This is a genomic window from Pseudoalteromonas translucida KMM 520, assembly GCF_001465295.1.
GTDB lineage: Bacteria > Pseudomonadota > Gammaproteobacteria > Enterobacterales > Alteromonadaceae > Pseudoalteromonas > Pseudoalteromonas translucida.
In genome coordinates this window covers 2,503,315-2,522,296 of the sequence record NZ_CP011034.1, presented here as the reverse complement: position 1 = coordinate 2,522,296, position 18,982 = coordinate 2,503,315, and the positions used below count along the sequence as shown (strand labels likewise).

Annotated in this window: 17 protein-coding genes and 1 pseudogene; 4 read left to right on the top strand and 14 right to left on the bottom strand. The window is 38.8% G+C overall.

Annotated features, from left to right (window positions below):
- Positions 1 to 64 precede the first annotated feature (64 nt).
- Together PTRA_RS11625 and PTRA_RS11620 are read left to right on the top strand one after the other, a co-directional pair.
- Positions 65 to 2,086 carry a hypothetical protein gene (locus PTRA_RS11625; protein ID WP_058373891.1) on the top strand — a complete coding sequence of 674 codons (2,022 nt, stop codon included), beginning with the start codon at positions 65 to 67 and terminating at the stop codon, positions 2,084 to 2,086.
- 8 nt (positions 2,087 to 2,094) lie between these two features.
- Entirely contained in the window at positions 2,095 to 3,552 is a 1,458-nt protein-coding gene (locus PTRA_RS11620) for a site-specific integrase (RefSeq protein ID WP_058373890.1), read from the top strand.
- Between the two features lie 10 nt (positions 3,553 to 3,562).
- Here PTRA_RS11620 and tnpC read toward each other — a convergent pair whose 3' ends face one another.
- The 4 genes from tnpC to PTRA_RS11600 form a co-directional block, all read right to left on the bottom strand.
- Positions 3,563 to 5,125 carry an IS66 family transposase gene (gene tnpC / locus PTRA_RS11615; protein ID WP_083497488.1) on the bottom strand — a complete coding sequence of 521 codons (1,563 nt, stop codon included), beginning with the start codon at positions 5,123 to 5,125 and terminating at the stop codon, positions 3,563 to 3,565.
- A gap of 96 nt (positions 5,126 to 5,221) precedes the next feature.
- Positions 5,222 to 5,569, bottom strand: coding sequence for an IS66 family insertion sequence element accessory protein TnpB (gene tnpB / locus PTRA_RS11610; protein ID WP_058372495.1), 348 nt, complete (start codon positions 5,567 to 5,569; stop codon positions 5,222 to 5,224).
- A complete protein-coding gene (tnpA, locus tag PTRA_RS11605) occupies positions 5,566 to 5,865 on the bottom strand; it encodes an IS66 family insertion sequence element accessory protein TnpA (RefSeq protein ID WP_058372494.1) in 300 nt (99 codons plus the stop codon). Before tnpA ends, tnpB begins: the two co-directional genes overlap by 4 nt.
- Positions 5,866 to 6,046: 181 nt before the next feature.
- Positions 6,047 to 7,227 (bottom strand): IS3 family transposase gene (locus PTRA_RS11600; protein WP_099046601.1). Its coding sequence is split into 2 segments (ribosomal slippage): positions 6,047 to 6,969 and positions 6,969 to 7,227, totalling 1,182 coding nucleotides; the frame shifts between segments, so codons are not numbered across the junction.
- Between the two features lie 51 nt (positions 7,228 to 7,278).
- Here PTRA_RS11600 and PTRA_RS11590 point away from each other — a divergent pair.
- On the top strand, positions 7,279 to 7,932 hold the full coding sequence (locus tag PTRA_RS11590) for a hypothetical protein (RefSeq protein WP_058373889.1): 654 nt from the start codon (positions 7,279 to 7,281) through the stop codon (positions 7,930 to 7,932).
- A 265-nt stretch (positions 7,933 to 8,197) separates the two neighbouring features.
- Here PTRA_RS11590 and PTRA_RS11585 read toward each other — a convergent pair whose 3' ends face one another.
- The 6 genes and pseudogenes from PTRA_RS11585 to PTRA_RS11560 all read right to left on the bottom strand — a co-directional run bounded on the left by PTRA_RS11585 (position 8,198) and on the right by PTRA_RS11560 (position 13,367).
- Positions 8,198 to 8,908 (bottom strand): FAD-binding domain-containing protein, encoded by a 711-nt coding sequence (locus PTRA_RS11585; protein ID WP_058373888.1) that lies wholly within the window; start codon positions 8,906 to 8,908, stop codon positions 8,198 to 8,200.
- A gap of 147 nt (positions 8,909 to 9,055) precedes the next feature.
- Positions 9,056 to 9,394 (bottom strand): deoxyribodipyrimidine photo-lyase, encoded by a 339-nt coding sequence (locus PTRA_RS11580; RefSeq protein ID WP_058373887.1) that lies wholly within the window; start codon positions 9,392 to 9,394, stop codon positions 9,056 to 9,058.
- Positions 9,395 to 9,585: 191 nt separating this feature from the next.
- Positions 9,586 to 10,716 (bottom strand): annotated as a pseudogene (locus PTRA_RS11575) (FAD-binding domain-containing protein); the annotation flags it as partial.
- Positions 10,717 to 11,081: 365 nt separating this feature from the next.
- Complete coding sequence (yghU, locus tag PTRA_RS11570; protein WP_058373886.1) at positions 11,082 to 11,921, bottom strand: glutathione-dependent disulfide-bond oxidoreductase; 840 nt, start codon at positions 11,919 to 11,921, stop codon at positions 11,082 to 11,084.
- 54 nt (positions 11,922 to 11,975) lie between these two features.
- Positions 11,976 to 12,569, bottom strand: a complete 594-nt coding sequence (locus tag PTRA_RS11565; protein ID WP_058373885.1) for a rhomboid family intramembrane serine protease — start codon at positions 12,567 to 12,569, stop codon at positions 11,976 to 11,978.
- A gap of 114 nt (positions 12,570 to 12,683) precedes the next feature.
- Positions 12,684 to 13,367, bottom strand: coding sequence for a type 1 glutamine amidotransferase domain-containing protein (locus tag PTRA_RS11560; RefSeq protein ID WP_058373884.1), 684 nt, complete (start codon positions 13,365 to 13,367; stop codon positions 12,684 to 12,686).
- Between the two features lie 143 nt (positions 13,368 to 13,510).
- Here PTRA_RS11560 and PTRA_RS11555 point away from each other — a divergent pair, with 143 nt between their 5' ends.
- On the top strand, positions 13,511 to 14,434 hold the full coding sequence (locus PTRA_RS11555; protein WP_058373883.1) for a LysR family transcriptional regulator: 924 nt from the start codon (positions 13,511 to 13,513) through the stop codon (positions 14,432 to 14,434).
- A 58-nt stretch (positions 14,435 to 14,492) separates the two neighbouring features.
- Here PTRA_RS11555 and PTRA_RS11550 read toward each other — a convergent pair whose 3' ends face one another.
- From PTRA_RS11550 to PTRA_RS11535, 4 genes are all read right to left on the bottom strand, one after another.
- Positions 14,493 to 15,227, bottom strand: a complete 735-nt coding sequence (locus tag PTRA_RS11550) for a dienelactone hydrolase family protein (RefSeq protein WP_058373882.1) — start codon at positions 15,225 to 15,227, stop codon at positions 14,493 to 14,495.
- Between the two features lie 59 nt (positions 15,228 to 15,286).
- Entirely contained in the window at positions 15,287 to 16,528 is a 1,242-nt protein-coding gene (locus tag PTRA_RS11545; protein WP_058373881.1) for a glycerophosphodiester phosphodiesterase family protein, read from the bottom strand.
- Between the two features lie 41 nt (positions 16,529 to 16,569).
- On the bottom strand, positions 16,570 to 17,424 hold the full coding sequence (locus tag PTRA_RS11540) for a carboxylate/amino acid/amine transporter (RefSeq protein WP_058373880.1): 855 nt from the start codon (positions 17,422 to 17,424) through the stop codon (positions 16,570 to 16,572).
- A 93-nt stretch (positions 17,425 to 17,517) separates the two neighbouring features.
- Complete coding sequence (locus PTRA_RS11535) at positions 17,518 to 18,945, bottom strand: amidohydrolase family protein (RefSeq protein WP_058373879.1); 1,428 nt, start codon at positions 18,943 to 18,945, stop codon at positions 17,518 to 17,520.
- Between the last annotated feature and the right edge of the window lie 37 nt (positions 18,946 to 18,982).

Below are 18,982 nucleotides of genomic sequence, written 5' to 3'. Positions count from 1 at the left end.
TTGGAAGATATTAGTTCTTTTATGATATTTATCTTTTTACTATAACCCACAATGAAAAAAGCAGATGGCAAAGACAATAAAGAATCGACTTGGGGAAACCCGAGCTAGACCAATACGCAAAGAAGCAAAGCCGATAGTAAAGTATTCACCGTATATAATTGTTGATTGTAAACAAGAAAAATGTTTTAGCACAGTTAAAATATGGTTTGAAAGAAATAATGACACTCCGAAGCAATGCAAGCAAGAGTCCCTATTATTAATGAAAGGAAGTACTACAAAATTTTGGATGATTGAAAATCAAACAGATCCGCATAGAGATTTGCGAGAAATAGCTGCAACATTATTTTCAAAATGGGCAGTATCTTCTGTATCAAGCAGAAAAAAATTAAATTCTACATATGACACCCTTTCAAAATTTATTACGTTTTGTATTCAACATTTTAATATTAGCAGTATCTCTGAAATTGATGAATTTAAAATAGTAGAATTTAAAAAACAGCGATTAGCGAACACGGAAGCGAGTACTTTAAGCTATATTTTTCCCTCTAATTTTCCAAGATCAATAAGTATTAAAAAAATAACTGATAAAAAAAGCTTCGACGCCAATGTTGAAAATATCTTCGAGAGTAACACTTATGACGATTCAGTTTTAATGCAGTTATTGGGTTATGCGACCTATCAATTTAATTTTATAAAAGAACGTTGGGGTTGGCTTGTAAGTGTTGATGAACATGAATTAGAAGAAAGAGGTTATCTTATTTCGGCACAAGAATTTGAAAATCACAAAAATCCGGTTGAGAGTTCCGCGTTGTATAGAATAATTGAACTATACAAAACCCAAAAGAATGAGGCATTGATACTTTTACATCAAAATTTCTTGGTGTTCGCTAAGTCTATTAAATTCAATACTCCGTTTTCTAAGCAGAAATTGTACGCCAGAGACCATTTCTTTAGGCATATAATTAAAAAGCTAGATAGAAAGGGAATTAATAAAGAGTTAAAAGACGATTTTGTGGCATATGTTTCGGCTCTCTACGAACGAGGGGATATGGAAGGTTATATTGAATTCAAAAGAACTTATTTGTTAACTTTCCCGTCCAATGAAGCCGCTATAATTCTATTGTTAATTTGTCAGACTGGTTTTAATAGACAATCGATTACATCTCTATTGCGACAGTATGATTTGTTGCACTGGAAAAATCGCACAGATATCGAGCTGGGTGTTGATGCGAAAAAAATACTCAGTCAAACAGTATTAAGAGTAACTGGTAAAAAGACGAGGGGGGTAGTATCTAAAAATATTGATTTACGAGTCCCCGTTAACTCTTTTATCTATGACGTGTTAGATTTATGGGAATCTGTTTTCTCTGACAACAATTCGGCATATTTTATTGGCACGAATAATATTGGTTCAGACATAGCTGCCTTCTGTAAGCGATTTCCAATTTATGACGAAAACATAAAACAATTAACATATATAGATTCTAGAAAACTCAGGAAAGTATATGCAGCTACAAGTTTAGTGCAGTTACTTGATTCAACGTCGAACGCCGCCGATCTCGCCCGTAAGTTGAGAGACGCACTAAATCATAATAACTTTGATACTACTATGTGTAATTATATTTTAAAAACAGGCGTTGGTAACTTTGTGTACAGTAGTGCTGTTCTTGCTTTAACAAATAAAATGTTCGAAGAAGCCTTGGAGTTCAAGGGGAGTATTGGACACACGAATGATAAGTCGTTAGAAAATGTTCCGGTATATCTTTGTGATTGCAAAGACCCTCTAAAACCAACACACGATATTCCTATTGCAGGAAAGTGTAAACTTTATGACCTCTGCTTAGGTTGTGAGCGTAGCGTTGTTTTTGCAGAGCATATCCCTAGGATATGTTTCAGAATACTACAATATGAAAATATGCCCTCTCCAACTAATGAAATAATAGCCGATAGAAAAGCAATAGCTATTGATTGTCTAGAAAAATTTCGTAACGACCACCCAGATGGAGATCTTATAGTAGACCAAGGTTTTGTGCTAGCAAGATCTGCAGAATCAAAAGACCAACCAATGTTACCCCCAATACTGTGAGGCGCAATATGTATAAAAATGAAACACAAGAAATTGTGATTGAAGCGCCTAACGAAAGTCGTTTTGATATAGGTAAAAAGCAATGGGAGATGTTATCTCTACTGACTGAAAAATATGAAAAAATGGATATTTCATCAATAACGAGTTCTAAGTTTGAGGACAAAACATGGCTGATCCCAACAGAAGATTCTTTTTCAAAGCCTTTTATCTTTGAGTCTCTTTACAAGCACCAATCTGCGTTACCGCTAATAGTACTTTTAAAAATTTTTATAGTTTATTGTATGAAAGTTCTTAATTACAGCCACGGGACAGTCTACGGAAAAGTTACTTATTTGATTACTTCATTTTGCCCTCAGTTACTTGGTTTACCAAATCCTATATTGAGTGCAGAGAAAAACGCGCCATGGGTATCATTGGCTGAGCTTGGTGTGCACGATTTGTATTTGATGATAACTAATAAATCAATAGACAAAGTAAGTGATAATTATACTAGTGCTTTGAGTACGCTAGAAAAAGCCCAAAAATTTGAAGATTTGCAGATCTTCTTGTCGGGATTTTTGACACCGTGGACACACGAGGGTGTCACATCACAAACGTGGACAAATTCGTGCAATACTATTGAAAATAAAGTAGTAAGTAATAGAAAACCATATTCTTCATTTTCTGAAGAAACGATATCTGGAATTGTAAAGAGTGCATCCAAACTTTATCAAGGAATTAGCGTTTCACCAGAACACGGAATTGAGCTTTCTAACGAAGACAAGAGTTTGCCGATAGTAGCGTTTCTAACCTTGATTAAAAGACTTAGGTTAAAATATTTTAAAGGACGCAATTATACTAACCTGAATACTTTCTTTACACGTGATGAATGCTTTCAAAAACTACTTTATAAAGAACAAAATTTCTTAGTGGAACTAAATCATAAACAAGAAGACCATTTGAGGGAAAGTGAGTTTGATTGGTACGATAAGTCAATTAATGCGGAATGGTTTACAGAGCTTTTTTCGATAGCCCAGAGCGGAGCGCTATGGGTGGTTTTATTGTCAACGGGACTAAGAAACGTTGATCTTAGAAATCTAAAGACTGATTGCTTAAAATATAGTAAACAATACAAAATATGGTTTCTCGAGTGTCAAGTAAAGAAAACTAGGAATACTATTTACATTCCTATTGGTGAGCCATGTATTCAGGCGATAAAATTACTGAAGCTGCTTAATTATTCCAAGGATAGTAATTTTCTCGTGCAGAATAGACTATTCTCCTTTGCACATGGACCTCATAACAATAATGACAACTTATGTCGAGTCGGCAACACTATAAATAGGCGACTAAGTGCTTTTGCAAAGCGATTTAATATCAAGCTTGAAACTATTAGTGAAGAAGATGAAGAAGGAACATGCCACTGCATTAGAGCAACGCTTGCTGGATATATTGGAACAAATAGCACGTTATCAGTAAGCGTCTGAGCAAATGCGTCTAGCCTTGATTAACATTCCAAGGTAGCAAGTGCTCTACACTTTCAGGCTTTTTAGCAAGCTCATCTAGGCAGGTTTGCAAATAGTTGTCGACCAACAGTCCGTTCGCTTTCGCGGTTTCAATAATACTATAGAGCACGGCGCTAGCCGTTGCACCCCGCGCGGTATTGGAGAATAACCAGTTTTTTCTGCCAATCACAAACGGTTTCACAGCCCGCTCAGCGCGATTGTTATCTATATTTATGCGACCATCTTTTAAATAGGTGATGAGCTTATGTTCTTGGTTACACCAATACGTAATCGCTTCACCAAGTTTACTTTTCGGTGGCACTTTATCTTTATTTTCGATAATCCAATGGTGAAGTTTATCGATGATGGGTTTTGAACTTTCCTGCCGTGCTTGATACGTTTCTGCGGCCGTTTTGTCTTTTAAGCTTGCCTCAATGCCGTAGAGTTTTCTAATAAGACTTAAGGCAACATCGGCTTTGCCGGTTTTGTTTTTCGTTTGCACCGTTTTCGCATCAATGAATTTTCGACGTGCATGCGCCATACAACCTGCCAATATTGCATCTGTTTTTCCGTACGCTGCATAACCATCGACTTGCAGGTAACCGTCATAGTCACCAAGGTAATCAACTACACAAGCTGCGGCACGAGAGTTGTGATAATCATAGAGGATAATATTTGGCAAACTATTGGCGGCCACCGAATCGCTACCACAACAATACACCCACATGTAACTGCTGCTATTATCGGCCTTAATCACCTTTAAGGGCGTTTCGTCGGCATGGAGCACCGCTTGACTAAGCAATGCTGCTTTTAGCTCGTTAACTAATGGCATCAGTAATTCACTACACCGTATTATCCAATCTGACATGGTTTTACGACTCAGCTCAATACCATACTCATTGAACATTTTTTCTTGCCTATATAGCGGCAACCCATATTGATATTTGGCGCTGATGATTTGACTCAGCAAACTACTGGTGGCAATGCCTTTAGGAATGGGGGTTGCTGGAACAGGTGCAACTTTTATAGAATTTTCTGTGCCAGTTTGCTCACACCTTTTACAGGCATATTTCGGTCGAACTGTCTCTATCACTTTGATGTACGCAGGAACAAACTCAAGTTTTTCACTACGAGCTTCACCAATTTTATGCAGCTTACCTTGGCAACAATCACACACTTTTTCATCAATGGACAAATCAATTGTCACCACTTTTCGAGGTAATTCTTTTGGCAGTGGCTTGCGCGTCGGTTTGTTTTTAATTGTGACCTTACTGTGACTATCAGCCGCAGCTAATAACGTTTTATCGGCCTCATCAATGATTTCTTCCGCTTCATTGAAGGTTTCCCCCGCCCCCGGGAGTTGCTCGGAGCTTTTACCAAACTGTTTACGCTTGGCAATTTCATAGCGTTCAATAAACTGATTAATTTGAATGGCTTGTTCACTGATGATTTTATCTTTTTTCGCTAACTCTTGGGTAGTTTCAGCCTGCAACTCAAGCAACATTTGCTTGAGTTGTTCTGGGTCGTCAGGGAGTGAGTTAGTATCAATTTTCATCCATCGAGTTTAGCAAGAACAGACAGATGATTCTGCTTTGTAACGCAAATAGAATAAGGACTTGCGTACACGATCGTTGACTGATAAAAGATCTAGTTAGATCGGTGACTGATAGTGCAGCGGTTCATGGCCAAGCACGTCATATCCAGATAACAACCAATCCAGTTGTTGATAGGTTAATTCAAATTCCTGGCTCGATAGTTTACTTGGCCATTTGAATTTTTGCTTTTCAAGTCGTTTATACCAAAGCGCGAACCCTGTTTTATCCCAGTATAGAATTTTCAGCTTATCTTTGGCCTTGTTACAAAATACAAACAACGTACCGGTATAGGCATCGCGAACAAGCTCATCTTCAACAATACTCACTAAGCCATTAATACTTTTTCGAAAGTCGACAAAATCCCGATGCAGAAAAACCTCTGACGGCTCAACAAACATTTTCATTGAACAAACTCGCGTAGTAACTGGCTTAAATACGTTGCAGAGGTTGTGGCTGGCAAACTAACGTTTGCCTTGCCAACAGTTAACGTGATGGATGGTTGTTCATCAACTATTTCGACTTGCTGTGTAATTTTGGCGCGAACGAAATTATTCGATGATAGGCCGAGTTTCTTTCTTACCGCATAAAAGCTAGTCATTGATAATTGATGTTGCCGGCAATAATCAATGATGGTTAAACCACTTGATTGTTGTTCATGGATGATGGTTTGCCATTGCTCTGGGCTGCGCATAATTCTCATAAGTTACTCCAAATAATTGTTTGGTTGTAACTTACTTAAGTTGAGATTAATTTGTCAGACGCAATTTGCCGGACGCTCACCGTTATCAATTTTGATTTTAAAGAAACTATTTGGACATAGTAATATGTTGATGCCTGACCAATACATAAGACACAACGTTCTGGTACAGAAACTGTAGTGGTCAATAAAATTTGGCCACAGTTTTAGAATCTTTGTATCTAATCTCAGATTCATTTGGTGCTAAACCTGCATTATAATGATGCGGCCTAACGTTGTTGTAATATCCGTTGATATAATCACTAACGCTATATTTAGCATCTATAAAATTTCCATATCCAACCTTTGGCATCCATTCCGTCTTAAAGCTTCTAAAAAATCGCTCCATTGGCGCATTATCCCAACAGTTTCCACGCCTACTCATGCTTTGCGTAATTTTATAGCGCCATAAACGTTGGCGAAATTTTAAGCTTGTATAATGACTACCTTGGTCTGAATGGAACATCAGTCCTGTCGGTTTTCCTCTGCTTTCATACGCGAGTTCAAGCGCTTTTAGCGTTAAATTAGTATCTGGCGACAACGACATTGCCCAACCAACGACTTTACGCGCAAATAAATCGATAACGACCGCTAAATAAGCCCAGCGATTGCCTGTCCAAAGATACGTCACATCACCACACCACACAGTATTCGGTTCAACAACATCAAACTGCCTATCTAGCAAATTTGGGATTTCAAGATGCTCATTACCACCACGTTTATATTGATGTTGTGGTACTTGGCAGCTCTCTAATTTTAGTTTAACCATCAGCTTAGCGGCACGATAACGGCTTAATTCAAAGTCATTATTCGTTGCTATTGTAGCGATTGTCCTTGCACCTGCCGAGCCTCCACTCATTCTATGTATGGCTTTAACCTCTGCTTCTAACCTTACTTGCTCAGGTGTAGGCGTTGTATCCCGTATAGCCCAATATTTATAGCTGCTGCGATGCACATTGAATACGTTGCATAACACGCTAATAGGGTAGCGCTCTCGTTGATTTAATTTCTCGATTAACGAGAATTGTTCAGGGAGTCGGACATCAAGAGAGCGGTAGCCTTTTTTAATATATCCTTTTCTAATTCAATGCGTTGGATTTGCTTTTTAAGTTCACGAATTTCAATCTGTTCGGGCGTCATTGGTGAAGCGGATGGTGCTTGGCCATTCCGTTCTTGCTTTAATTGAGTAACCCACTTACTTACAGTTGATTTACCAACACCCATAGCCTTGGCTGCATCTTCTTGCGTGTAACCTTGGTCGACTACAAGCTGAGCTGTTTCTAATTTGATTGCCGCAGAATATGTTGCACGTTTTAATTTCTTCATTTTTTCACCCAAATTTGTATGCTTATTAGCATAACATTTCTTTCTTAATGGGTGGCCAAAATCACTGTACCACTACAAAGCGAGCTAGCAAAGCTAAAAAATCCAATACAAATAATGAGTCGATATGAGCTGAGTGATGATGTTGTCGAGGGTATTGTGAAATGTAATTCTTATGCTGGGCAAATACTTTATTCAACGTCTGTTAGCACTCTTAGTAGAAGCAGGGAAATTGAGCCTTATGCTGATAAGCCTGAATTAAGGCTCAAGAGTATAAAAAAATTAAGAGATAACGGAGTATCAACAAATGTAATGGTCAAACCATTCTTATCAGGTATTACTGATCTTGAGATTAATAGTTTTATTAAGGTTTTTAATAAATTTGGCGTAGAGCATTGTGTGGTTGGTGATCTATTCGTTGATGAAATAATTAAAGCTCAGCTTTTTAAGTTGCCTGATGCCTCTTTGGAAATAGAGATTAGTGGTGATAAACAGGTTTTAGATTGTACTTCTGGTGAATCTTACGAAATTAATATTTCACGTAAGATGCTAGAGTTTTCTTCTCTACTTGAAAAGTCTGGCATCAAGGCATTTAAAAAGTCTAGTTGTGTTAATTCATACATCCTTAATATCCCAAATCCTGCTGATTATATAAATGAAGACCCACATGGCTACTGTATTAAGTGTGGTGTATGCGAAAAAAAATAGCAAAGAAATAAGTTGTGGTTGGCAAGGCGCAACTCATTCTAGCCAACCTTTACTAACAACTTATTATTGAGGTATTACCAATGACCGCTTATGGCACAGAGCTGTCATTCGGCTCAGAAACGTTTTTGTCCAAAAGTGAGTTTTAATCTTTGTTGTCACAATTTTTCTTTGGATAGGCACGTTGATTGAATCTAAGTTTTGATCTTTATTGTCATACATACCTTCTATTGACACGAAAGGAACGGACTGGGAAGGCAAAAAAGTTTCAAACATTATTGTCTTCCGACAGTTCGTATAGGACCGTTTGCCATGGCAACCTAAGCGCATTACATGCAAAGCTAGTAATAATTGCTCTAGATCGAAAATTAAGCCATCCATATCTTTGATAATAACGCATGGCTGCATCGATAGCTGGGAACCCTGTTTCCCCATGTAACCATGCTTCTAAACGTTTATTGTGCTCGCAATTGTCGATTTCCGCATAGATGCACGGCAAGCCACTTCTAAATGCTTTATTTACAGCATTGAACTCCATATCAACTTGATTTTCGAGCTTCTGAACAAAATGTGAATGCCAAAAAAGCCTAGACCTGAAATTTACTAAACTAAACCTCCAATGTTTTGATGTGATGGGATCTTTGGTATTAATTTCTTCAATTCTTTTATCACACTCCTGCAAGACTGTTCTTAAAGACAACGAGCCCCACGCAATTTGTGCAGATAGCCTAGAGCAAGCTTCAGTTGCTCTATTCATACTACTAATGCAACCCCTGTATTTTTGACCTCTATTATTTAAAAAATCCTTAAGTATTAGGTTTCCTGACCGTTCGCTTACGTTCATGTATTCTGATTCGGAAATAGAGGGTCTGTGAGTTTCAGAATTATCATAAAACTTATCTTGAAATATATTTTTTAATTTTTCAGGAAAACTGGCAGAAAGTTTACCTTTGTGAGATTTTGGTCGTTCTTGCATCATGTATTTTACAAAACGTTTTTCCCAATGATTTCTATCTATAGGTCCCCTAATAACACCGTTATTTGTAAATTCATGTCATTGAATACCATTGTTTTGACACCAGTTTTTAAATTCTTTATCTCTCTTATATGTGTGTGTAAGACCAGTTTATTCATGCGAAAAAACCTCTTTAACTTCAAACCCACTTAAATTTACTCTCTGGCGGATTTGCTCTACAGCGTCAATTGGAGATGAGCCAAAAGTTAAAAGTTTACTATTGAAGTGAGTGAGGTTTTTACTTAGTGACATAGCGCCATCACTTATTGCTTCAGTATGAAAACTACCCCAATCAGGTCCATTCATTAATAGCGGTTCAAAAAGGTACATCGGTATAACAATGCTATTCGACTCTAAAGCATTAAATAGAGCGGCATTGTCATTAAGTCTAAAATCTTTCTTGACCCACCATATAGCAACCTTTATTCTTTCTTTATGGATTTTATTCATCGATGACAATTAGTATCCTGTTCTAAATCCTAACCAAGTCTATAGGTTTCAGAATGACCGAAAAATTCGTTTTTCATAGTATCCTGTAAGGAAATTTTACAATTCTTCGTCAGGATACTTATTTTAACTCTAGCCCTTATGATATAAGCGCTCCAAAAGTATCCTGTTTTTATTTTACATATTCCTTTTACAGGCTCAAAATCTAAAAAGTAATTAGCGAGAGGCAAGCTTGCTTGCTGCCAGCTTATATTTAAATGATGCGTTACAAAGCTCACTAGCATGGCACGCATTCTAAAGTTTATATAACCGGTGGCTTTTAAACAGCGCATGCAAGCGTCAATAATTGGAATACCTGTTTGGCCTTGCGCCCAGCGTTCAATATCGCTTTTTACGTTTTCGTCATCACGATACGGAAATACGTGATACCCCGGATTAAGGGCTAAAAACTCCATAGAGCATTCGCTCTCAAACTTTTGCATAAAGTGGCAGTGCCAATGCAAGCGCGATACAAATGCAGCAAGCGGGCGCTTCCAGCCTCTTTTATCAGGATGCTTTGAATGGTATTCATCAAAGGCCATTTGATACACTTGCCTAAGGCTAATGTTCCCCCAGGCTAAATAGGGCGAAAGCCGAGAGCAATAAGTTTGGCTTAAACTTGGGCTCGATATTCCTTTTTGATAACCCTTGCCACGCTCGGCAAAAAAGCTCTGCATTACAGTGCGTGCTTGCAGCGGGCCACCTTGTTGAAAGCTGTCGTGATCTTGCGTATAAGCGCTTGGCAGCTCAGGTGTTTGGTAGTTATTGAGGGTAATTGTTTTTATGTTTTTCCAGTTAGGAACAGCAATAGGTGCTTGCATTGTTTGCTGCCAGCGCTCATTCCAATTGTTACGATTTTTTTTGCCGCGAATAACTGCGCCTGTTTGCGATACTTGCCAATTAACCTGGTTATGTTGGCACCAGGCTTTAATAGCTTTATCGCGCTCAAAGGTGTTGTTTAAACCTATTTCTTGATGGCTAAATATATTCACTATTTCAAACTGCGCTTTTAACGACTCAAGTAGCTCACCCATGTTTAAATTAAATATATAAACGCAGGCATTAAAGCGCGCTAGTTGCTTGTTTAACTCAATTATAGATTGATATACAAAGCGCCAATGCCGCTCATTGTAGTGTGCATCTTCAAGTAGTAATGGCTCAAAGTTATAAAGTAGTAGGGTAGGTAAGCCGTTACTAAATGCATTTTTTAATGGCTGATGATCGCTAAGGCGTAAATCGCGTTTAAACCACACTATGTTTATTTTTTTGCTTAAATCGTTTTGCATAAAACTACTAACCCTAAAAACGAGTTAGCCTCATTATTAATTACTCACTCCATTACGTAATAAATAATAAATACGATTAGTTTACGCTATGTAATATAACCTGATCAGAACAATATGCGCAGATTACATCAAGGTCAGAAGTAATAACCTTCATTAAAGACCGTATATATGACAGCAAACCTGTCCCTGCTATCGTTGAATGACACCTTGCAATACTGAAGGAGATTATTACATCAGGTTAATATAAATTTTAGGGGGTTGCTAAGTGAAATTTACTAACTTATGCTGGAATATATTTTATGGTTAAAAAGGTAGGCTGAATTAAACCCCTTCATAATAATTTATATAAAGGGGAGGCTATCTGATTAAAAGTCGTTATTACTGTGGCGCTCTGCTAGTTGCTCTTCTTCAGGTCCCCATGTGCGGTTAACGCGACGACCACGTTTTACGCCAGGGCGCTCTGAAACTTGTTTAGCCCAACGTACAACATGAGTGTATGAGGCAACATCTAAAAATTCAGCTGCATCATAAATGTCGCCAAGCACTAAAGAGCCATACCAAGGCCAAATTGCGATATCGGCAATTGAGTACTCATCTCCTGCCATGTATTCGTTTGCACTTAAATGGCGATTTAGCACGTCAAGCTGGCGCTTAGTTTCCATGGTGAAACGATCAATAGGATATTGCATTTTAGTGGGGGCATAGCTATAAAAGTGGCCAAAGCCACCACCTAAGTACGGCGCTGAGCTCATTTGCCAAAATAACCAGTTACGACATTCAGTTTTAGCTTTTAAATCTTTAGGTATAAGCACATCAAACTTTTCTGCTAAGTATTGCAGTATAGAGCCCGATTCAAAAATACGCGTTGGCGGCGTGGTTGAATGATCCATTAATGCTGGAATTTTTGAATTTGGATTAATATCAACAAAGTCAGAGCCGAACTGATCGCCATCACCAATGTTTATTAAATATGCGTCGTATTCTGCATCGGTTAAGCCCAGCTCTAGTAGCTCTTCAAACATAATCGCGGCTTTTTGACCATTTGGTGTAGCAAGCGAATAAAGTTGGAATGTATGTTTGCCTATTGGCAAGGTTTTGTCATGAGTTGCGCCGGCAATGGGGCGATTAATGCTGGCAAATTTACCGCCACTCTCACTGTCCCATGTCCAAACTTTGGGTGGGGTGTATTGATTTTGCTCACTCATAAAAATAACCTCTGTTTAAATACATGTATTAATAAATGTGGCCATTAAAATAAATTAAAGGCGAGTTTTTTGACTTTTAAGCTTGTCGGCTTTTGCTAATTTATAGCCTAAAAATAATCCGCTTAGCGCCCCAAATAAGTGGCTTTCAAACGAAATATGCAAGCGCTGTGGTAGTACACCCCAAACAAATCCGCTGTAAAGTAGCGCAACGACAACAGCAATAACAATGGATTTAAATGAACGTCTTATTACGCCATAACAAAGTATAAACCCCCACAACCCATATATAACGCCACTTAAACCTACATGAATATTACTACGACCAAATGCCCATACTAAAAAGCCACCTACTAATGCGGTAAAAATAAATACGCTATAAAAACGCTTAACACTGTATTGGCAAATCAACCAACTTAAAACTACAAAAGGCAGCATGTTACTGGCAAAGTGCCACCAACTGCCATGTAAAAATGGCGCGCACAGTATGCCAATTAAGCCATTAATGCTGCGCGGATAAATGCCAAAACCATTAAGATTAATGCCAGGTAAGCTATTAATTAGCTGTAAAAAAAAGCAAATTGTAACAATACTAAAAATAGCGAAGCGTTTGCTTGTTAGTAATGACCGTGTGGTTGGCTTGGTTGCCATATAATCGTCCTAGTTGAGCTTAATAGTTGCCAGTATAGGAATTGTATTTGCTAATGCAAAGCAATTAAAAAAGCACAGTATTTAATGCTGTGCTTTTTTACTTATAAATCGCTATTAACCTAGTTTGGTTAGTAGCTTTTTAGCAGCAAGTTCTGAGCTTGCTGGGTTTTGACCGGTAATTACTAGGCCATCTTCGAGTACAAGTACACCCCAGTCATCTGTTTTTTGATAGTCGCCGCCTTTTTTAATTAGTTCGTCTTCAACTAAAAGTGGCACTATGTCGGTAAGTTGTACTGCAGCTTCTTCACTGTTAGTAAAACCAGTTACTTTTTTACCAGCAACCAGTGCGTTGCCATCGGCATCTTTAGTATTTAAAAATACGGCACTGGCATGACAAACAGCCGCTACTGGCTTTTGCTCTTTAATAAAGCTTTCAATAAGTGCAATAGAGTCGGTGTTTTCTACTAAGTCCCATAATGGGCCGTGGCCGCCTGGGTAAAATACCGCGTCAAAATCTGTCGAATTTACTTCACTAAGCACTTTAGTATTGGCCATTAATGTTTGTGCGGCGCTGTCTGCGTCGTAGCGTTTAGTTGCATCAGTTTGAAAATCAGCAAGAGTACTTGTAGGGTCTATCGGTGGCTGGCCGCCATTTGGCGATGCAAGAGTGACTTCAACGCCTGCATCTCTAAATGCGTAATAAGGGGCTGCGAATTCTTCTACCCAAAAACCTGTTTTTTCACCTGTGTTGCCCAATTCTGCATGTGAGGTTAAAACCATAAGTATTTTTTTAGCCATTAGGATATTCCTTTTGATGATTTAAATTAGTTAACTTTGCTACCAACTACTATATGCACTAATAATGCTTTAAACAACGATGATAAATTTAACTTTATTGGTTTAATAATTGATACAATAATGCAGTGAATTTAGGAGGTGTTATGAAAGTGTCGTTTGAGCAGTTAAAAAGTATGGTGGTGTTTGCACAAATTGTAGAGCAGGGTAGTTTAACCGCTGCGGCTAAGCAGTTAGGCTTAACGCGCGCGGTGGCAAGTTACCATTTAAAAAAATTAGAAACCCAACTTGAAATTACCCTACTAAATCGCTCAACACGCACTATGGCATTAACAGAGGCGGGAGTGGCGTATTACGAGCGCTGCAGAATAATTACTGAGCAAGCTAATGCGGCAAATCAACAAATAGAAAATATAAAAAGTGAGCCTCAGGGGCTGCTCAAAATTAGTTGCCCGGTAAATGTAGGAATGCAATTAATAGTGCCTGCTATTAATAACTTTAAACGCCAATACCCCAAAATTAACATAGACCTACAACTTAGCGATGATGTGGTTGATATTATAAAACATGGGTTTGATTTTGCCATTCGTGGGGTGGCGCTAAGTGACTCTAACTTACAAGCTACTAAACTCACAACAATGAGTACTTGTATTTGTGGCTCGCCAGATTACTTTGCTCATTTTGGCAAACCTAAAAACCCTGTGGAGTTAGCTCAGCATCAATGGGTGGTGTATCAATTGGGCAGTAAAACGTTAACCCTTTCAAAAGAGGGGAAAAAACACGATATTACAATGCAAGGCGGTTTAAGTACCAATAACGCCGCTGCCCGTACTGCTTTTGTTGAAGCCGGACATGGTATAGGTCGTATTCCGCTGTACGATGCGTGGCCTAAAGTGCAAGCAGGGTTGCTAGAAATTCTATTAGACGATTACAAAAGCAAAGATATTGAGCTTTATGGTGTATTTCCGCCAGGAGCAGCAGGTTCTAAAAAATTGCGGCTATTTATAGATTATTTAAAAGCCTACTTTGTAAAACAACATACTGCTTTAGGCATGCTAAAAAATATTTAATATGAACTCTGGTTAAAAGATTTATTATCCAGAGTTTAGGTTAATTTAAACAGTTAATTTATAAAGTGCGGTTAAATAATGCCATAGCTTGTTGATACATACTTATTGCAAGCGCTGCGTCGTATCGCTCACCTTCGTCGCGCATAAATGCATGTTGTGCGTTTACTTCTTGCCATTGGTAATTAATGCCAGTGCTTACGCATTGCTGGTATATTTTAGTGCGGCCTTCTTGTGGCACATGTGGATCTTGTTTACCCCATATAAAGTGAATTTCGCCTTGTATATCTGCCATACGTTCAAATGAATTATTATCTGCTTTTGCTGGTAATGTGTTGCTGTGAATATCGGTTGCGTATAAACAAAATGCGGCTTTAATCTCAGGGTTTAATGCGGCTCTATATGCTAAATGCCCGCCAATACACACACCTATTACACCAAGCGTACCTGTGCAATAGTTTTGTTGTTTTACAAAGTCGATCATGGCTTGGGTATCGCTATCGTGATGCTCTAAAGGTTTAGCCCATTTGTCGGCATTACCTTTGTCTTTGCCTGCGTCGTCGTAAGCGAGCACAGTGCCAATAGGATTTAACTCATGAAATACTTCAGGTACTAATACTACAAAGCCATGGCTTGCTAAAATAGCGGCGCTGCGGGCAATAGGGGCGGTTTGTTGAAAAATTTCAGAGTAAAAAATAAGTGCAGGAAACAACCCTTGCGCCTGAGGGCGGTAAATAGTAGTTCGCATTAACCCTGTAGGGGTAGGCAAGTCGGCGTTATGTTGCTGGATGATCATAATTGCGCTCAGTTATATAAATTTATATGGTAACTGAGCGCGATAAAATATACGACTAGTTAAAGGCTAGCAGGCATTTTATTGCAGCTTGCGTAGTAGCTAACGGTTGCTGGCCAATCGGAAAATATCGCCATTACACCAACATCTTGCGCAAGTACATCAACTACTTTCATCATATCGCCATCGTTATTTATTACATCAGCAATCGATTGATAGTAATAGCCACCACCTTGGTTAAGTGGGCCTGAGCGTTCAAGGCTCCATGCAATAAGCTCTAAGCCCGCAGCTTTAGCGGCAATTGCGTATTGTGATGGCACAATATTGCTTTCGTTATCTATTTTTAACATCATCCAAATAGGCGGGGCTAAAATTTTCACCCCATTAGCAACCAGTTCATCCATGCTTGGTTGCCATGTTTGTGGATTACTAGGATCGAACCCAGCATCGCTATCGCGCCCGTCAAGATAGACACTTTGATCAGCAAAATCAGGATTGTTGTTTATCCAATATTTTACGTCATCAAGATTAAATGATTGCGGGTATACTCGCGACGCAGGTATATCCATTTGAGTGTATTCATCTAACATTTTTTGCGCGTATTGTTCTTGCGTCATGCCTTTAAAAGGCATGCTAACTTCTGGTGATTTAAGCTCAGGAGTCATTTTTACCCCGAGTGCTTTAAATAACGCAATACTTTGTTTATGCGTCATTAATGTGCCATTAGTTGCGTATAAGTCGGTGCGCCAATTAGGTGTGCCCTGCAGATACTGCTTAGCAGTAGTTGCGTGAATATTTGCACCATCCATTTTGCCTTTAAGGGTTAAAAACTCGCTCAAGCTAATGTCGCTAGTACAGCACTTTGCAGAGGCGGTTACTGCGACATTAGCGTCGGCAGGGATAAATGGTTCGCTGCATTTAGCCGCTAATTCAGGAATGGCTAAAATATTGGTTGTGGTGTGTAAATCGCATTGTGAATGGCGACATACAAGTTCATTATCGTTTGTAAATGTAACATCGCACTCTACAATACCTGCGCCCATTCTTGCAGCAGCAGTGTAGGCTTCTTTAGTGTGCTCAGGATACTGCATAGACGCACCGCGATGCCCAATTGAAAAGTCGGTGCGATAAAAAGGGCCTTCACTACACGATTCTAATTGTGCTTTTAAATCACTAGCGTCCATATCGTTAATTAAATAATAAGGACGCGTACCCAGTTGAGCATTTTGTTCGTTAATTAGGGTATTGCTACAGCCAGTAATAATAAAAATAAAACTGGCGACTAAAATTATTTTACCGAGCATTTAAAACAACTTTAAATTATTAAGATGCTGTAAGTGTAGCGCTATTTTATGGCATTTTTATTAAAGTATTGATTCACCAATAATGCAGCTAAAATAATTCCTGCACCAATAGTTAGCCTGAATAAATCGGCATCTCTGTTCCAAATAAGCACATTAACAATAATACCAGCAGGGATAAGTAAGTTATTCATTACCGCCAGCGCCCCCACATTGACTAAGGTAGCTCCTTTGTTCCAAACAAAATAACCAAACCCAGACGCTACTATTCCTAAATAAATAAGCACGCTCCATTGAGTTGTGGTTGTTGGTAGTTTATCGGTATTGCCAAACAGCATGTAGCACACTAAAGCAACACACAAAGCGCCGATAAAAAACCAACCGAACACCGATTTGTGCTCAAGGGTACTGTTATTCATTAAGCGTTTGTAGGCCACTTGGCCAATAGCAAAACACAGGTTAGCCGCTTGGACTAATAATAAGCCAAGCACAAAGTCGCTACTTATGCCTTCATACCTAATGGCTACCGCGCCGCCAATAGCAATAATAGCAACAATAAAAAAGCGAGGGTTAAAGTGTTTTTCTAAAGCATCGTTTAGTAGGGTGATATAAAGCGGGGTCATCACTGTAAATAGTAGTACTTCAGGCACGCTTAAATATAAAAATGAGTGATAGTAAAAGCTGTACATAGCACCAAGTTGCACTGCACCAATAAGCATTAATTTTAACGCCAGTGGCTTAGGGGTATGTTTAACCTTTAAAAATGGTAAAAAAACTAATGCAGCGAGTGCAATGCGGATTAACACACTAAACCATGCATCAACTTGGCCTGCTAAATATACACCAATTAAGCTAAACGAGAACGCCCATAATAGGGTGACAGCAAACAAGTAAGCCATGGTTTTTATAACTCCAAATAAAACAACGAGTTTAACCTAGATAATAATAAAGAGTAATAGTCCACTTGATAAAACAAGTGGACTAAAAAGTAACTATTGTGAACTTACAAATTGCTTGGCTTGTAATTTTAAATGCTCTAGCGCTTTTTTATTGTAGTAGCGGTTATGGCTAATAACGCCTTGCAGTGATTGCGTGTTACGAATATTAACTAGTGGATTGCGCGCTAAAATAATAATATCTGCCACTTTACCCACCTCTAAACTGGTAAATTGCTGCGTTTTACCTAAAAATTTAGGCCCAGCTATTGTGGCACTTTGTAGTGTTTGTAACGGGGTTAGTCCGTAATCACTAAAAATAGCGAGTTCTTGATGCAACGACAACCCCGGATAAATATAAGAGTTTAAAAAACCGGCGTCGGTACCGGCAATAATTGATACGCCAGCTTGCTGCACCCAAGGGAGTAATTTTGCTGTTTTTATAAAACGCTCTTTGCGTTGTGTTATTTGCTCAGGGGTATCTTTATTTGCGCGATCAACTCGCCATTGGTAGGTAGCTTTTAATCTTTTGCCTAAATAATTTAGGTACTCGTCTTGTTGGTGGGTGTTTTCATCAATGTAGGCCGTAATTTGGCCGCCAATTAAGGTAGGTACAACAGCGGTATTGTTTTTTGCGAGCATACGATATTTTTGCATTGCTGTGGCTTTATCAACATGCTCAGTAATAATTGGCAGTGCACTGGAGTAGCTCAGTAAACCTGATTTTACCTTAGCAGAAATTTCTTGTTCGTTATCGGCTGCGGCTTTTAGCATGTAGGTCATATGTTCAATCGCATCAAGCCCTGCGTTTGACACATCGGTTACCGAAAGCGAAAAAGGAATATGCCCCGAAATTTGGTAACCGCGCTTTTTAACCTCTTGTACTGCTTGTAAGTATAACTGTGGCGTTAAAGCGCTGTCGGTAATTTTAATAAAATCGACATTCATGGCCTCAAGTTTATCAATGGCGGCGTGCATTTCTGCGCTGGTTTCTACTTCTAAGTCGCCAGGCCAAATTGAGTCTTTACCTTCGAGCTTTGGCCCTGAGGTATAAATAGTAGGGCCAATTAATGTGCCTTGATTAATTTGCTCGCGCCATTGCAATACCGATTCACTTAAATCAGCGGCCGCATCGCGCACTGTGGTTATGCCATAGGCTAAATATAACGGCAGTAATTGTTTGTTTTCTGTTATTAGTTGCTCGCCGCCGCCAAAGTGTACATGCATATCCCAAAGCCCAGGCATTACATATTGACCACTGGCATCAATTTGACTTGTTGCGCTGTAACGTAAATTTAGCTCATTGCCGCCACGGGCTACAATAGTAGAGTTTTTGATAACAATGGATTGATTAGCCGTAATTTGCCCTGTGATCATATTAATTACATTGGCGTGGTTAATAATAATGTCGGCTTGTTGTTTTTGAGTCACTTGGTTACAAGCAGCTAAAATAAGCGTGATGGGGAGTATTAATACGAGTTTCATAGCGGCACCTGAATTTTTTATTCAGATTAACATAGTT

What these genes read in the sequence shown, in the direction of transcription:
- PTRA_RS11625 (WP_058373891.1), top strand. Translation starts at nt 65, where the DNA reads ATGGCAAAGACAATAAAGAATCGACTTGGGGAAACCCGAGCTAGACCA.
- PTRA_RS11620 (WP_058373890.1), top strand. Translation starts at nt 2,095, where the DNA reads ATGTATAAAAATGAAACACAAGAAATTGTGATTGAAGCGCCTAACGAA.
- tnpC (WP_083497488.1), bottom strand. Translation starts at nt 5,125, where the DNA reads ATGAAAATTGATACTAACTCACTCCCTGACGACCCAGAACAACTCAAG.
- tnpB (WP_058372495.1), bottom strand. Translation starts at nt 5,569, where the DNA reads ATGAAAATGTTTGTTGAGCCGTCAGAGGTTTTTCTGCATCGGGATTTT.
- tnpA (WP_058372494.1), bottom strand. Translation starts at nt 5,865, where the DNA reads ATGAGAATTATGCGCAGCCCAGAGCAATGGCAAACCATCATCCATGAA.
- PTRA_RS11585 (WP_058373888.1), bottom strand. Translation starts at nt 8,908, where the DNA reads ATGATGCAAGAACGACCAAAATCTCACAAAGGTAAACTTTCTGCCAGT.
- PTRA_RS11580 (WP_058373887.1), bottom strand. Translation starts at nt 9,394, where the DNA reads ATGAATAAAATCCATAAAGAAAGAATAAAGGTTGCTATATGGTGGGTC.
- yghU (WP_058373886.1), bottom strand. Translation starts at nt 11,921, where the DNA reads ATGAGTGAGCAAAATCAATACACCCCACCCAAAGTTTGGACATGGGAC.
- PTRA_RS11565 (WP_058373885.1), bottom strand. Translation starts at nt 12,569, where the DNA reads ATGGCAACCAAGCCAACCACACGGTCATTACTAACAAGCAAACGCTTC.
- PTRA_RS11560 (WP_058373884.1), bottom strand. Translation starts at nt 13,367, where the DNA reads ATGGCTAAAAAAATACTTATGGTTTTAACCTCACATGCAGAATTGGGC.
- PTRA_RS11555 (WP_058373883.1), top strand. Translation starts at nt 13,511, where the DNA reads ATGAAAGTGTCGTTTGAGCAGTTAAAAAGTATGGTGGTGTTTGCACAA.
- PTRA_RS11550 (WP_058373882.1), bottom strand. Translation starts at nt 15,227, where the DNA reads ATGATCATCCAGCAACATAACGCCGACTTGCCTACCCCTACAGGGTTA.
- PTRA_RS11545 (WP_058373881.1), bottom strand. Translation starts at nt 16,528, where the DNA reads ATGCTCGGTAAAATAATTTTAGTCGCCAGTTTTATTTTTATTATTACT.
- PTRA_RS11540 (WP_058373880.1), bottom strand. Translation starts at nt 17,424, where the DNA reads ATGGCTTACTTGTTTGCTGTCACCCTATTATGGGCGTTCTCGTTTAGC.
- PTRA_RS11535 (WP_058373879.1), bottom strand. Translation starts at nt 18,945, where the DNA reads ATGAAACTCGTATTAATACTCCCCATCACGCTTATTTTAGCTGCTTGT.